This is a genomic window from Serratia sp. 2880STDY5682894 (assembly GCF_001537385.1).
In the GTDB taxonomy this organism is placed as follows: Bacteria; Pseudomonadota; Gammaproteobacteria; order Enterobacterales; family Enterobacteriaceae; genus Serratia; species Serratia nevei.
Genome location: NZ_FCJA01000003.1, coordinates 447,997 through 462,342, shown reverse-complemented (window position 1 = coordinate 462,342; position 14,346 = coordinate 447,997). Strand labels below are relative to the sequence as shown.

Annotated in this window: 11 protein-coding genes; 5 read left to right on the top strand and 6 right to left on the bottom strand. The window is 59.1% G+C overall.

Translation table 11 applies throughout. The annotated features are described in order from the left end of the window. Positions 1-103: 103 nt before the first annotated feature. Both serC and ansB read right to left on the bottom strand, forming a co-directional pair. Positions 104-1,189, bottom strand: coding sequence for a 3-phosphoserine/phosphohydroxythreonine transaminase (gene serC, locus AWX27_RS10415; protein WP_033637853.1), 1,086 nt, complete (start codon positions 1,187-1,189; stop codon positions 104-106). 302 nt (positions 1,190-1,491) lie between these two features. Beyond that, on the bottom strand, positions 1,492-2,538 hold the full coding sequence (gene ansB / locus AWX27_RS10410) for an L-asparaginase 2 (RefSeq protein WP_060421737.1): 1,047 nt from the start codon (positions 2,536-2,538) through the stop codon (positions 1,492-1,494). Between the two features lie 148 nt (positions 2,539-2,686). Here ansB and ycaO point away from each other — a divergent pair, with 148 nt between their 5' ends. The 4 genes from ycaO (at position 2,687) to pflA (ending at position 9,131) form a co-directional block, all read left to right on the top strand. After that, positions 2,687-4,450, top strand: coding sequence for a 30S ribosomal protein S12 methylthiotransferase accessory factor YcaO (ycaO, locus tag AWX27_RS10405; RefSeq protein WP_060421733.1), 1,764 nt, complete (start codon positions 2,687-2,689; stop codon positions 4,448-4,450). A gap of 461 nt (positions 4,451-4,911) precedes the next feature. Further along, the gene (focA, locus tag AWX27_RS10400) at positions 4,912-5,772 is read left to right on the top strand and encodes a formate transporter FocA (RefSeq protein WP_019454548.1); all 861 of its coding nucleotides are present in this window, start codon (positions 4,912-4,914) and stop codon (positions 5,770-5,772) included. A gap of 54 nt (positions 5,773-5,826) precedes the next feature. Then, the gene (gene pflB, locus AWX27_RS10395) at positions 5,827-8,109 is read left to right on the top strand and encodes a formate C-acetyltransferase (protein ID WP_016928324.1); all 2,283 of its coding nucleotides are present in this window, start codon (positions 5,827-5,829) and stop codon (positions 8,107-8,109) included. A 281-nt stretch (positions 8,110-8,390) separates the two neighbouring features. Further along, entirely contained in the window at positions 8,391-9,131 is a 741-nt protein-coding gene (gene pflA, locus AWX27_RS10390) for a pyruvate formate lyase 1-activating protein (RefSeq protein WP_015377324.1), read from the top strand. Between the two features lie 48 nt (positions 9,132-9,179). Here pflA and AWX27_RS10385 read toward each other — a convergent pair whose 3' ends face one another. Then, positions 9,180-10,331 (bottom strand): MFS transporter, encoded by a 1,152-nt coding sequence (locus AWX27_RS10385; RefSeq protein ID WP_033637849.1) that lies wholly within the window; start codon positions 10,329-10,331, stop codon positions 9,180-9,182. A gap of 163 nt (positions 10,332-10,494) precedes the next feature. Here AWX27_RS10385 and AWX27_RS10380 point away from each other — a divergent pair, with 163 nt between their 5' ends. Continuing rightward, positions 10,495-10,860, top strand: a complete 366-nt coding sequence (locus AWX27_RS10380) for a DUF1801 domain-containing protein (RefSeq protein ID WP_060421731.1) — start codon at positions 10,495-10,497, stop codon at positions 10,858-10,860. A 51-nt stretch (positions 10,861-10,911) separates the two neighbouring features. Here AWX27_RS10380 and serS read toward each other — a convergent pair whose 3' ends face one another. The 3 genes from serS to lolA form a co-directional block, all read right to left on the bottom strand. Continuing rightward, positions 10,912-12,204 carry a serine--tRNA ligase gene (gene serS, locus AWX27_RS10375; RefSeq protein ID WP_038880767.1) on the bottom strand — a complete coding sequence of 431 codons (1,293 nt, stop codon included), beginning with the start codon at positions 12,202-12,204 and terminating at the stop codon, positions 10,912-10,914. 109 nt (positions 12,205-12,313) lie between these two features. Continuing rightward, on the bottom strand, positions 12,314-13,600 hold the full coding sequence (locus AWX27_RS10370; RefSeq protein WP_060421860.1) for a replication-associated recombination protein A: 1,287 nt from the start codon (positions 13,598-13,600) through the stop codon (positions 12,314-12,316). 67 nt (positions 13,601-13,667) lie between these two features. Continuing rightward, the gene (gene lolA, locus AWX27_RS10365; RefSeq protein ID WP_019454555.1) at positions 13,668-14,279 is read right to left on the bottom strand and encodes an outer membrane lipoprotein periplasmic chaperone LolA; all 612 of its coding nucleotides are present in this window, start codon (positions 14,277-14,279) and stop codon (positions 13,668-13,670) included. Positions 14,280-14,346: the final 67 nt, after the last annotated feature.

The window sequence follows — 14,346 nt, the reverse complement described above, 5'->3', positions numbered from 1 at the left end:
CTCTCCAATTCTGATAAACGAAACGGCTCCGGAATAATGCCGGAGCCGCTTTAATGCAAAAGGACAACAGCCTGAGCAGCCCGCGTCGGGCGGGTTGACGGAATCAACCGTGACGACGTTCGAAGTCGGCCATGAAGTCGGTCAGCGCCTGCACGCCGGCCAGCGGCATGGCATTGTAAATAGAAGCGCGCATCCCGCCAACTACCCGGTGGCCTTTCAGCGCCTGCAGGCCGATGGCTTCGGCTTCGCTGAGGAACACCTTGTCCAGCGCCGCATCGGCCAGCTGGAACGGCACGTTCATCCAGGAACGGTTGGCGATCGCCACCTGGCTGCGGTAAAAGTCGGATTTATCGATGGTCGCGTACAGCAGTTCGGCCTTGGCCTGATTGCGTTTTTGCATCTCCACCAGGCCACCCTGCTCTTTCAGCCATTTGAACACCAGCCCGGACAGGTACCAGGCGAAGGTTGGCGGGGTGTTGAACATCGAGTCGTTTTCGGCCAGCACGGTGTAGTCGAGGATCGACGGCACTTCTTTGCGCGCCTTACCCAGCAGATCGTCGCGTACGATCACCAGCGTCAGGCCGGCCGGGCCGATATTTTTCTGCGCGCCGGCGTAAATCACGCCGAAACGGCTGACGTCGAGCGGGCGGGACAGGATGGTCGAGGAGTAATCGCCGATTACCACCTTGTCGCCGAAGTCCGGCGTTTCATCGATGGCCACGCCGTCGATGGTCTCATTCGGGCAATAGTGGACATAAGCCGCGTCGTCGCTGAGCTGCCACTCTTTCATCGGCTTGATGCCGCTCAGGCCGTCGATACGGGTTTTCACGTCGATGACGTTCGGGGCGCAATACTTTTCCGCTTCCTTGATGGCGCTGTGCGCCCAATAGCCGCCGTCGATATAGTCGGCAGTGGCCTTGTCGCCCAGCAGGTTCAGTGGCAGCGCGGCGAACTGCGCGCGGGCGCCGCCGTGGCAAAACAGCACTTTATAGTTGGAGGGGACTTTCAGCAGATCGCGCAGATCCTGTTCCGCCTGCTCGGCAACGGCGATGAATTCTTTGCTGCGGTGACTGATCTCCATCACTGACGTGCCCAAACCGTGCCAGTTGCACAGTTCCTGTTCCGCACGACGCAACACTTCCACCGGCAGCATCGCCGGGCCAGAGCTAAAATTATAAACCTGAGTCATTTCCCCTCACCACATTCACTGTTCGCCGCAGAAAAGCGACCTGTCGAAAAGACGCCCGAAGTTAACGCTCGCGTTAACCAACCCATCGGTTTTATCACTCACGCCCCATGGCTGCAACGCTTATTCACCCGTCGGCGGCAAACGGCCGCGCCGGGTGATGACAGGCTCTGCGGCCGTCGCGATTGTTTGGACGATAAAACCCTGCGACATGGGGAAATTCATCGGGTTAACGCGGTGTTTTATGCTGTATTCAGCCAAGATGGCTGCGAGAGCCCGGCCGGCCCCCGCAGAAGAGAAAACGATCAGTACTGATTGAACATCTGCTGGATTTGCTTCGCGTCTTTGGTTTGCGTCAGCGCCAGCTGCAGCAAAATGCGCGCTTTTTGCGGATTCAGCGTGCCGGCGGCAACAAAGCCGTACTTGGCGTCGTCCACTTCCGCATCTTCGGTGGTGGCGCCGGTTGGCACGCGCGATGAACGCACCACCGCCACACCGTTGTGCGCCGCCGTCGCCAGGGTGTCGAACACCGTTTTATACAGGTTGCCGTTGCCGACCCCGGCGCTGACGATGCCCTGATAGCCTTCGGCGATCAGCGCCTTGACCGGCGCATCGGAGGCGTTGGCATAGTTGTAGACGATGCCGACCTTCGGCAGTTCGTTCAGCTTGCTGACGTCGAACGGCGTATCCCGGGTATGCTTACGCTGCGGCGAGCGCTGGTAATCGATCTTGCCGTTGTGGATATACCCCAGCGGGCCGTAGTTTGGCGACTGGAAGGTCTGCACGGCGGTGGTGTTGGTCTTGGTGACGTCGCGCGCATCCAGCACGGTGTCGTTCATCGCCACCAGCACCCCGCGGTTGGCCGATTGCGGATCCGCCGCCGTCACCACCGCATTATACAGGTTGAACGGGCCGTCGGCGCTCATCGCCGTCGCCGGCCGCATCGCCCCCACCAGCACCACCGGCTTATCGCACTTCACCGTCAGATCGAGGAAGTAGGCCGTCTCTTCCAGCGTATCGGTGCCGTGGGTGATGACGAAGCCGTCGGTCTTGCCGCAGTCGGCGTCAATTTTCTTCGCCAACGTCAGCCAGACCCGATCGTTCATGTCCTGCGAACCGATGTTCACCACCTGCTCCCCCTGCACGTTGGCGATGTTTTTCAGCGCCGGCACCGCATCGACCAACGCCTCGACGCCCAGCTTGCCCGCCGTATAGTTGGATTTCGTCGCCGAATCGCCGCCGCCGGCGATGGTGCCGCCGGTCGCCAGCAGAGTGATGTTGGGCAGCGCCAGCGCCGAGGCGCTGAAGCCGGTCAACAGGAGGGGTAACGCGCTGAGTTTCACTGATTTCATTAGATTTCTCCGTGACAGATAACTCGCTGAATTATGGCCTTTATCCTTAAAAAAACTGTGACTTTGCCGCCGCTTTAGGAATACGTGGAGCTCCAGCGTAAAACCCCGTATCATTGCGCGTTTTTAGTACGCGCAAAAAGTGAAGACAATGACGCAAACTTTTATCCCCGGTAAAGACGCCGCCCTGGAAGACTCCATCGCCCGTTTCCAGCAGAAACTGAGCGATCTCGGTTTCAACATCGAAGAAGCCTCCTGGCTGAACCCGGTGCCGCACGTGTGGTCAGTGCACATTCGCGATCGCGATTGCCCGCTGTGCTTCACCAACGGCAAAGGCGCCAGCAAAAAAGCCGCGCTGGCCTCCGCGCTGGGTGAATATTTCGAGCGCCTGTCCACCAACTACTTCTTCGCCGATTTCTATCTGGGCAAGCAGATTGCCGAAGGCGATTTCGTGCACTACCCGAATGAGAAATGGTTCCCGATCCCTGAAGACGACGCGCTGCCGGCCGGCATCCTCGACGAACGCCTGCACGCCTTCTACGATCCGCAGCAAGAGCTGAGCGCCAGCGATCTTGTCGATCTGCAATCCGGCAACGCCGATCGCGGCGTGTGTGCGCTGCCGTTTACCCGTCAGTCCGATCAGCAAACCGTGTACATCCCGATGAACATCATCGGCAACCTGTATGTTTCCAACGGCATGTCCGCTGGCAACACCGCCAACGAAGCGCGCGTGCAGGGCCTGTCGGAAGTGTTCGAGCGCTATGTGAAAAACCGCATCATCGCCGAATCCATCAGCCTGCCGGCGATCCCGGACGACGTGCTGAACCGTTACCCGGGCGTGGTGGAAGCCATCGCCAAGCTGGAAGAGGAAGGTTTCCCGATCCTCTCCTATGACGCCTCGCTGGGCGGCAACTACCCGGTCATTTGCGTGGTGCTGTTCAACCCGACCAACGGCACCTGCTTCGCTTCGTTCGGCGCGCACCCGGACTTCGGCGTGGCACTGGAGCGCACGGTAACCGAACTGCTGCAGGGCCGCAGCTTGAAAGATCTCGACGTGTTCACCGCACCGACCTTCGATGACGAAGAAGTGGCGGAACACACCAACCTGGAAACGCACTTCATCGACTCCAGCGGCCTGATCTCCTGGGATCTGTTCAAACAGGACGCCGATTACCCGTTCGTTGACTGGAACTTCAGCGGCAGCACGCAGGAAGAGTTCGCCACCCTGATGAGCATCTTCGACAAAGAAGACGCGGAAGTGTACATCGCCGACTACGAGCACCTGGGCGTCTACGCTTGCCGCATCATCGTGCCGGGCATGTCCGACATTTATCCGGCGGAAGACCTGCTGCTGGCCAACAACAGCATGGGCGCGCACCTGCGCGATACGCTGCTGGCGCTGCCGGGCAGCGAGTGGGAGCCGGAAGAGTACCTGGCGCTGATCGAGCAGTTGGACGACGAAGGGCTGGACGACTTCACCCGCGTACGCGAACTGCTGGGCATTGCCAGCGGCAAAGACAACGCCTGGCATACCCTGCGCGTGGGCGAGCTGAAGTCGATGCTGGCGCTGGCGGGCGGCGATCTGGATCAGGCGCTGATCTGGACCGAATGGACGCAGGACTTCAACGCCTCGGTGCTGAGCCCGGCGCGCAGCAACTACTACCGCTGTCTGCAAACGCTGCTGCTGCTGGCGCAGGAGCCTGAACGCGAAGCGGCGCAGTACTACACCGCGTTCGTGAAGATGTACGGCCAGGAAGCGGTCGACGCCGCCTCCGCCGCCATCAGCGGTGAAGCGCGCTTCAACGGGCTGTTCGCCGTCGATGCCGATCTGAAGGCGTTGCCGGCCCATCAGGCGCTGCTGGCGGCCTACGAGAAGCTGCAGGCGGCCAAACGCCGCCACTGGGCCAAGGCCTAAGCATCATCAGGGGGTACTGCCACTTTGGGAGTACCCCTGCTGCCAAACGCCGCACTTCGCTGCGGCGTTTTCATTTTTGCGGTGTATTTCAACGCATTCGCTTTTATTTTCTCGCCGGAAAATTGGCGGTTAAACGACCATAAAAATAAATAAACCGTCAATTGTTGCCGGACGGTGAAATAATAATTAACCGATAATTAAACTTTCAGCGCTGCGCGGCGACAAAACGCCTAAAAATTTAACTTTACCCTACGCCGTCCACCCGGTGAATTCAAAAAATCTTGCAAACATTAAAAAAATGTTTTTACTTAAAAATCAATAAATTAACCATAAAAACCACACAAAAAACACGCCATTTTGCCGCTCTACTTCCCCGCCTTATGATCCAAATCAAATTTTCCCCTATACTGCTTTGCTAGTATCTCATTGCGTTGTTTTAACCCTTAAGAGCGAGAGTTAGTTTGAAAACTGACAGCCCCTTCGATCTGATTTTACCTGCGGCCACGGCGAAAATCGCTGAAGATGCCGGCGTGTATAAAGCCACCAAACATCCGCTGAAAACGTTTTATTTGGCGATCACCGCCGGTGTCTTCATTTCCATCGCCTTCGTCTTCTACATCACGGCGACCACCGGCACCGCCGGCGTGCCTTTCGGGCTGGCGAAACTGGTCGGCGGCATCTGCTTCTCTCTCGGGTTAATGCTGGTGGTGGTGTCGGGCGCTGACCTGTTCACCTCTACCGTACTTATCGTCATCGCCAAGGCCAGCGGCCGCATCAGCTGGGGCCAGCTGGGTGCCAACTGGCTGAACGTTTATCTCGGCAATCTGGTCGGCGCGCTGTTCTTCGTGGCGCTGATCTGGTTCTCCGGCGAGTATATGGTCGCCAACGGCCAGTGGGGCCTGAATGTCCTGCAAACCGCAGACCACAAGCTGCATCACACCTTTATCGAAGCCGTGTGCCTCGGCATTCTGGCTAACCTGATGGTCTGCCTGGCGGTCTGGATGAGCTACTCCGGCCGCACTCTGACCGACAAGATGCTCGCCATGGTGCTGCCGGTCGGGATGTTTGTCGCCAGCGGCTTCGAACACAGCATCGCCAACATGTTTATGATCCCTATGGGCATCGTGGTCAAACACTTCGCCACGCCGGAGTTCTGGCAAGCCGTAGGGGCGGTACCTGAGCAATTCGCTCATCTGACAGTAAGCAATTTCATCATCGACAACCTGATTCCGGTCACCATCGGCAACATCATCGGCGGCGGTCTGCTGGTTGGGTTGACTTACTGGGTAATTTATCTGCGCGGGGGCCGCGAACAGCACTAAGCTGTGAGTTACCGCGCGCAGAGTTAGAAATCCACAATCAAAGGTAGGTGTACAATGACCGAACTTAACGAGAAATTAGCCAACGCTTGGGAAGGTTTCAGCAAGGGTGACTGGCAGAATGAAGTCAACGTTCGTGACTTCATCCAGAAAAACTACACGCCTTATGAGGGTGACGAATCCTTCCTGGCTGGCGCAACTCAAGCCACCACCACCTTGTGGGACAAGGTTATGGAAGGGATCAAACTGGAAAACCGCACTCACGCGCCGGTTGATTTCGACACCAACGTTGCTTCAACCATCATTTCTCACGACGCGGGTTACATCGCCAAAGAGCTGGAAACCATCGTAGGTCTGCAGACCGACGCCCCTCTGAAACGCGCGCTGATCCCGTTCGGCGGCATCAAAATGGTCGAAGGTTCGTGCAAAGTGTACGGCCGCGAACTGGATCCGCAGCTGAAAAAAGTGTTCACCGAATACCGTAAAACCCACAACCAGGGCGTATTCGACGTTTACACCAAAGACATCCTGAACTGCCGTAAATCCGGCGTGCTGACCGGTCTGCCAGATGCCTACGGCCGTGGCCGCATCATCGGCGACTACCGCCGCGTGGCGCTGTACGGGATCGACTTCCTGATGGCCGACAAACTGAACCAGTTCAAATCGCTGCAGGAAAAACTGGAAAACGGCGAAGATCTGGAAATGACCATCCAGCTGCGCGAAGAGATCGCTGAACAGCACCGCGCTCTGGCTCAGATCAAAGAGATGGCCGCCAAATACGGTTACGACATCTCCGGCCCGGCCACCAGCGCGCAAGAAGCGGTGCAGTGGACCTACTTCGGCTACCTGGCCGCGGTAAAATCCCAGAACGGCGCCGCCATGTCCTTCGGCCGCGTGTCCACCTTCCTCGACGTGTTCATCGAGCGCGACATTAAGGCGGGCAAACTGACCGAAGAACAAGCGCAGGAACTGATCGACCACCTGGTGATGAAACTGCGTATGGTGCGTTTCCTGCGTACCCCTGAGTACGATGAGCTGTTCTCCGGCGACCCAATCTGGGCAACGGAATCCCTGGCCGGTATGGGCGTCGACGGCCGTACCCTGGTCACCAAAAACAGCTTCCGCTTCCTGAACACCCTGTACACCATGGGGCCGTCTCCGGAGCCGAACATGACCATCCTGTGGTCTGAGAAGCTGCCGCTGAACTTCAAGAAATTCGCAGCGAAAGTGTCCATCGACACCTCTTCCGTTCAGTACGAAAACGACGACCTGATGCGCCCTGACTTCAACAACGATGACTATGCCATCGCTTGCTGCGTCAGCCCGATGATCGTCGGTAAACAAATGCAGTTCTTCGGCGCCCGCGCCAACCTGGCGAAAACCATGCTGTACGCCATCAACGGCGGCGTTGACGAAAAACTGAAAATGCAGGTCGGCCCGAAAGAAGCGCCGATGATGGACGAAGTGCTGGACTATGACAAAGTCATGGCGCGCATGGACCACTTTATGGATTGGCTGGCCAAGCAGTACGTGACCGCGCTGAACATCATTCACTACATGCACGACAAGTACAGCTACGAAGCTGCGCTGATGGCGCTGCATGACCGTGACGTTTATCGCACCATGGCTTGCGGCATCGCCGGTCTGTCCGTGGCGGCCGACTCCCTGTCTGCCATCAAGTACGCGAAAGTCACCACCATTCGCGACGAAGACGGCCTGGCCATCGACTTCAAAGTAGAAGGCGAGTATCCGCAGTTCGGTAACAACGACGCCCGCGTCGATGACATCGCCTGCGACCTGGTGGAACGTTTCATGAAGAAAATTCAGAAACTGCGCACCTACCGCAATGCGGTACCGACCCAGTCCGTACTGACCATCACCTCCAACGTGGTGTACGGTAAGAAAACCGGTAACACCCCGGATGGCCGCCGCGCAGGCGCACCGTTCGGCCCAGGTGCCAACCCGATGCACGGCCGCGACCAGAAAGGCGCAGTAGCCTCCCTGACCTCGGTAGCCAAACTGCCGTTTGCCTACGCGAAAGACGGGATCTCCTACACCTTCTCCATCGTGCCGAACGCGCTGGGTAAAGACGACGACGTGCGTAAAGCCAACCTGGCGGGCCTGATGGATGGTTACTTCCACCATGAAGCCTCCATCGAAGGCGGCCAGCACCTGAACGTCAACGTGATGAACCGCGAAATGCTGCTGGATGCGATGGAAAACCCTGAGAAATACCCTCAGCTGACCATCCGCGTTTCCGGTTACGCCGTGCGCTTCAACTCGCTGACCAAAGAGCAACAGCAGGACGTCATTACTCGTACCTTCACTCAAACGATGTAATACGCCAACCGGGCGGGAAACCGCCCGGTGCCAACGTCGGGGCCGGTTCTGCCGGCCCTTTTCTCCCACCGCTCTCCCCTGACTCTGTACGAGTCTGTTTTGCCGGACATCTATACTGAATGGATAGCCGGCAAAACAGTTATCCGGCAACTGACCGGCCGACAGGCATCATTACCCCCGGTGGCGGGCTCACCCCGCCACTGCATCGCAGATACCTGGCCGGCGGCCACGCGCCTATTTTTAGACTGCGTTTGACAGTCAATATTGGAGAAAACCCCGCAATGTCAGTAACTGGTCGCATCCACTCCTTCGAATCCTGCGGCACCGTCGACGGGCCCGGGATCCGCTTTATCGTCTTCTTCCAGGGCTGCCTGATGCGCTGCCTCTATTGCCATAACCGCGACACCTGGGATACCCACGGCGGCAAAGAAGTGACCGTCGAAGAGCTGATGAAAGACGCGGTGGCCTACCGCCACTTCATGAACGCCTCCGGCGGCGGCGTGACCGCGTCCGGCGGCGAGGCGATCCTGCAGGCTGAATTCGTGCGCGACTGGTTCCGCGCCTGCCACGCCGAAGGCATCAATACCTGCCTGGACACCAATGGCTTCGTGCGCCGCTACGATCCGGTGATCGACGAGCTGCTGGACACCACCGATCTGGTGATGCTGGACCTGAAACAGATGAATGACGAGATCCACCAGAACCTGGTCGGCGTCTCCAACCACCGCACGCTGGAATTCGCCCGCTACCTGGCGAAACGCAATCAGCGCACCTGGATCCGCTATGTGGTGGTGCCGGGTTGGTCAGACGACGATAAGTCGGCGCACCTGCTGGGCGAGTTCACCAAAGACATGACCAACATCGAGAAAATCGAGCTGCTGCCCTACCACGAGCTGGGCAAGCACAAATGGGTGGCGATGGGGGAAGAGTACAAGCTGGACGGCGTTCATCCGCCGAAGGCCGAGACCATGGATCGCGTCAAAGGCATCCTGGAAAGCTACGGCCACAAAGTCATTTACTGATTGGCGCAGCGCCAAAGAAAAACCGGCTCATAGCCGGTTTTTTTATGCTCAGGCGGCGGCGAACGGCGTGTGATGGTGATCCGGCTTCTGCTTCTTCAGCAGCATCAGCAGGTAAACCAGCGCCACGGCGGCGATCATCACGAACAGCACGCGATCGGAGTAGTTTTGCATCAGCAGCGCCGTCATCGACGGGCCCAGCAGGCTGCCGATGGTGTAACTCATCAGCAGTGCCTGGTTCATCGCCACCAACTCGTGCGGTAGCGCCTTCTCGCAGGCCCAGGACATCGCCACCGGGTACAGGGTAAAGCCGGCGCAGCCGAGGATGAACAGCGAAGGCGCCATGGCGTAGTTGCCGAGCATCGCTACGCTGGCGAGGATCACCACGAACACCTGAATGCGCAGCACCAGCAGGCGCCCGTAACGATCGGCCAGCCGCCCGACCGGCCACTGGCCGACGATGCCTGAGCTGACCAGCAGCGCCATCCAGTAACCGACGTTGGCGTCGCTCATGCCCTGATGGGAGAGGTACAGCGGCATCAGGCCGTACAGCGAACCGAGCACGATGCCGGAAATGATGCAGCCATTGATGCCGAGGCGCGCGCTGCGGCGTCTCAGCATTGTCCACACCGCCGCCTGCTGCGGCTCGTCTTCATGGCGGTTGACCCGCGCAAACAGCATCGGCAACATCGCGCTGATCACGATGGCAGTCACCCACGGCACCACGTGCAGCAATTCCGTCGAGGTCATGCTCAACAGCAATTGGCCGGTCACCGTACCGAGGTAATAGACAATCATATAGGCCGCCAGCAGCTGGCCGCGGTTGCTGAGATTGCCGCTGCGCAACAGCGCGCTTTCCACGATCACCCAAATCCAGGCGCAGCCGACGCCGGCGAAGAAGCGCCAGCCCAGCCAGCTCCAAAAATCGATCGACAGCACCATGCCGGCGGTCGCGGCGGCGAACACCAGACAAGAAAGATGATAGCTGCGGGTAAAGCCGACGCGCTGGATCAGTTTGCCCGCCACCAGCGTGCCCAACAGGTTGCCGCTGAAATAAGAGGAGCTGACCATTCCCACCTGCCAGGTCGACAGCTGAGCATGGGTTAACCAAAGAGGCACGAGCGTATTCAAAACGGCAATGGATACCGTGAGCAGCAAGAGACCGCAGAGCAATAAGAGCACTGGGCGGGAGTATGCGGACATAGTGAAATTGTGACCGAACGCGCAATGAGAGTGCGCGCATCATGCCACTGGCGATAAAAAAGTCAATCGCCTCTTATCATTCCACCGCACGATTTGTTTCCGGCTAACTGGCTGAAAAAGCGCTATGCTCAGCGCAGAGCGAATTTGACGACAAAGAGGCAAGATGAGTCAGGCAAATGATGCGGCGGTAGAGGCCCTGCTGGCGGACATCGGCAGTACGCAAGGTGACCTGCTGGCTATTGTGCAGCAGGTGCGGCGGATCGCTGCGGCGAGCGGCAACGGCGTCACCGAATCGGTCAAATACGGCGGCATCATGTTCTCGCATAGCCAATTTTTCTGCGGCGTTTTCGCCTATCGCCACCACGTCACGGTGGAGTTCGGCCACGGCTACCGATTGGAAGATCGTTATCTCCAGCTCGAAGGCAACGGCCAGTATCGGCGGCACATCAAGCTCCACTCGCCCGACGAGGTGAAAAGCAAGCATCTGGCGGACTACATTCAACAGGCTTATACGCTGGCGACGGGCTGAACTCTCGGCATAAAAAAAGCGCCCGCAGGCGCTTTTTTCGTGGTTTGTCGTTTAGCCGATGTATTCCAGGCCGCCCATATATGGACGCAGCACTTCAGGTACTTGAATGCGGCCGTCGGCCTGCTGGTAGTTTTCCAGCACCGCCACCAGCGTACGGCCAACCGCCAGGCCGGAGCCGTTCAGGGTGTGAACCAGACGCGGCTTCTTGTCGGCTTTGCTGCGGCAGCGCGCCTGCATGCGGCGTGCCTGGAAGTCCCACATGTTGGAGCAGGACGAGATTTCGCGGTAGGTATCCTGCGCCGGCAGCCACACTTCCAGATCGTAAGTCTTGCACGCGCCGAAGCCCATATCGCCGGTGCACAGCAGCACCTTGCGGTAAGGCAGGTTCAGCAGCTGCAGCACTTTTTCCGCGTGGCCGGTCAGCTCTTCCAGGGCATCCATCGAATCTTCCGGACGAACGATCTGCACCATCTCGACCTTGTCGAACTGGTGCATGCGGATCAAACCGCGGGTGTCACGGCCGTAAGAACCGGCTTCCGCACGGAAGCATGGCGTGTGTGCGGTCATTTTCAGCGGCAGAGATTCCTCTTCCACGATCTCGTCGCGCACCAGGTTGGTCAGCGGCACTTCCGCCGTTGGGATCAGCGCATAGTTGCTGCTGTCGGCTTCTTCTTCCAGCGGACGGGTATGGAACAGATCTTCGCCGAACTTCGGCAGCTGGCCAGTACCGTACAGCGTGGCGTGGTTGACCAGGTAAGGCACGTAGGCCTCCAGGTAGCCGTGCTGCTCGGTGTGCAGATCCAGCATGAACTGGGACAGCGCGCGGTGCATGCGGGCGATTTGCCCTTTCATCACCACGAAGCGCGAACCGGTCAGCTTAACCGCAGCGGCAAAATCCAGCCCGCCGGCCATTTCACCCAGATCGACGTGATCGCGCACCGCGAAGTCGTACTGGCGCGGTTCGCCCCAGCGGGTCACTTCCAGGTTTTCGCTGTCGTCTTTACCATCCGGCACGGCGTCGTCCGGCAGGTTAGGCAGCGTCAGGGCGTAATCGCGGATCTCGCTCTGCAGCGCATCCAGCGCCGCCTTGGCGGCATCCAGCTTGTCACCCAGCTCGTTCACTTCGCGACGCAGCGGCTCGATGTCTTCCCCACGCGCTTTGGCCGCGCCGATGGATTTCGATCGGGAGTTGCGTTCCGCTTGCAGCGTTTCAGTTTCTACCTGCAGAACTTTGCGACGTTCTTCCTGCGAACGCAGCAGATCCAGATCGAGTTTAAAGCCTCGGCGAGCCAGTTTGACGGCGACTGCGTCTAGCTCATTACGCAGCAGATTGGGATCGAGCATGCTAATCCTGTGCTTGTTGTTATTGAAAGAAGTGTTGTTGTTCTATGCGGCTGATTTATAGCCGCATAAAAGAAGAGTGATACCCGCTAACCTTACCGCAACGGCCTCGCTAGCGGTAGCGTTTTGTCGGGCTATTTTGATCCTGCTCAGCCAGCCATGCCAACTTTTCGCCGATTTTCCCTTCCAGCCCACGCGAGGTCGGTTGATAGTAGCGCGTATGGGCCATTTCAGGCGGGAAATAGTTCTCGCCGGCGGCGTAGGCGTTGGGTTCGTCGTGGGCGTAACGGTACTCCGCCCCCAGCCCCATCTCCTTCATCAGCTTGGTCGGCGCGTTGCGCAGGTGCTCCGGCACGTCATAATCGGCCTGCTCTTTGGCGTCGCGCATGGCGGCCTTGAACGCGGTGTAGACCGCGTTGCTCTTCGGCGCGCAGGCGAGATAAACGATCGCCTGCGCGATGGCGCGCTCGCCCTCCGCCGGCCCCACGCGGGTGAAGCAATCCCAGGCGGCGATCGCCACCTGCATGCCGCGCGGATCGGCGTTACCCACGTCTTCAGAGGCAATCGCCAGCAGGCGGCGGGCCACATAAAGCGGATCGCCGCCGGCGGTAATGATGCGCGCATACCAGTACAGCGCGGCGTCCGGCGCCGAGCCACGCACCGATTTATGCAGCGCGGAAATCAGGTCGTAATAGCGGTCGCCCTTGTTGTCGAAGCGCGCGCTGCGTTCGCCCGACACCTCTTTCAGCAGCTCCGGTGTCAGCACCCGCACGCCTTTGGCGTCTAACTCCGCCATGTCCGCCATCATTTCCAGGCTGTTCAGCGCCCGGCGCGCGTCGCCGCCCACCAGCTCCGACAGCAGGCGGCGCGTTTCCGCCGGCAGTTCGACGTTCTGATTGCCAAAGCCGCGCGCCTTGTCGCCCATCGCCTGATCCAGCACCTGGCCGATATCTTCGGCGGTCAGCGCCTTCAGCAGGTAAACGCGGGCGCGGGACAACAGCGCCGAGTTCAGCTCGAACGACGGATTTTCGGTGGTGGCGCCGATAAAGGTGATGGTGCCGTCTTCAATGTGCGGCAGGAAAGCGTCCTGCTGGCTCTTATTGAAGCGGTGCACTTCGTCGACGAACAGGATGGTGCGGCGGCCGGCGTCGCGATTTTGCCGCGCCCGCTCGATCGCTTCGCGGATCTCCTTGATACCGGAGGTCACGGCGGAGATCCGTTCGACATCCGCCTGACCGTAACGGCCGATCAACTCTGCCAGCGTCGTCTTCCCGGTGCCCGGCGGCCCCCATAAAATCATCGAGTGCAGCTGCCCGGCCTCGATGGCGCGCGGCAGCGGCTTGCCGGCGGCCAGCAGGTGCTGCTGGCCGATATACTGCGCCAGCGTGGTCGGCCGCATACGCGCGGCCAACGGCTGGAACTCGTTCTGGGAAAAATCGAGCGACAGATTATTACTCACTTGCACCTCACTGGCGCTGGTCGTCCAGCGTCACCCCCTTCGGTGGGGTAAATTTGAATTTGGCCGGATCGGCGGCGACGTTCTGTTGGCTTTTCAGCGTGTAGGAACTGCGCTGACCATCCTGCTCCACCGCAGCGAAGCTACGAATGGTACCGCTGTTGGTCACGCTGATGGCGAACTGCTTCAGGTTGCCGCTGGCGGACTTCGGCGTCAGCTCGAAATCATCGCCCTTTTGCTTCACGTTGTACTGTTTCCAGTCGCTGGCATTATTGCGGGTGATCAGCATAAACGGCGTATTGCCGGTGGCGTTCTTCAGCCAGGTCGCCGTCACCTGCTCGACGAACGGGTTATAGAACCACAGGGTCTGGCCATCGGAGACCAGCACGCTCTCATCAGGCGACGTCATATGCCAGTTGAACAGGTTTGGCCGCTTCACCCACAGCTCGCCTTCCCCCTGTTGCACCGCGGCGCCGTCGGCGCTGGTCACGGTTTGTGAGAAGCTGGCGTGGAAACTGTTCACCTTCGCCAGGCGACTTTGCAGATCCTGCGCGGCATCGGCCAGCACGGAGGTAGAAGCGAATCCCGAAAGCAGACAGCAGGCAACTAACAGTTTTTTCATTATTCCAGATACCTTATGAAATGCGTTAACCGCAGGGCGACGCCGTGCGGGTCAAATCAACCCTTTA

Excerpts from the sequence above, each read along its gene's own strand:
- serC (WP_033637853.1), bottom strand. The coding sequence starts at position 1,189 with ATGACTCAGGTTTATAATTTTAGCTCTGGCCCGGCGATGCTGCCGGTG.
- ansB (WP_060421737.1), bottom strand. The coding sequence starts at position 2,538 with ATGAAATCAGTGAAACTCAGCGCGTTACCCCTCCTGTTGACCGGCTTC.
- ycaO (WP_060421733.1), top strand. The coding sequence starts at position 2,687 with ATGACGCAAACTTTTATCCCCGGTAAAGACGCCGCCCTGGAAGACTCC.
- pflB (WP_016928324.1), top strand. The coding sequence starts at position 5,827 with ATGACCGAACTTAACGAGAAATTAGCCAACGCTTGGGAAGGTTTCAGC.
- pflA (WP_015377324.1), top strand. The coding sequence starts at position 8,391 with ATGTCAGTAACTGGTCGCATCCACTCCTTCGAATCCTGCGGCACCGTC.
- AWX27_RS10385 (WP_033637849.1), bottom strand. The coding sequence starts at position 10,331 with ATGTCCGCATACTCCCGCCCAGTGCTCTTATTGCTCTGCGGTCTCTTG.
- AWX27_RS10380 (WP_060421731.1), top strand. The coding sequence starts at position 10,495 with ATGAGTCAGGCAAATGATGCGGCGGTAGAGGCCCTGCTGGCGGACATC.
- serS (WP_038880767.1), bottom strand. The coding sequence starts at position 12,204 with ATGCTCGATCCCAATCTGCTGCGTAATGAGCTAGACGCAGTCGCCGTC.
- AWX27_RS10370 (WP_060421860.1), bottom strand. The coding sequence starts at position 13,600 with ATGCGGCCGACCACGCTGGCGCAGTATATCGGCCAGCAGCACCTGCTG.
- lolA (WP_019454555.1), bottom strand. The coding sequence starts at position 14,279 with ATGAAAAAACTGTTAGTTGCCTGCTGTCTGCTTTCGGGATTCGCTTCT.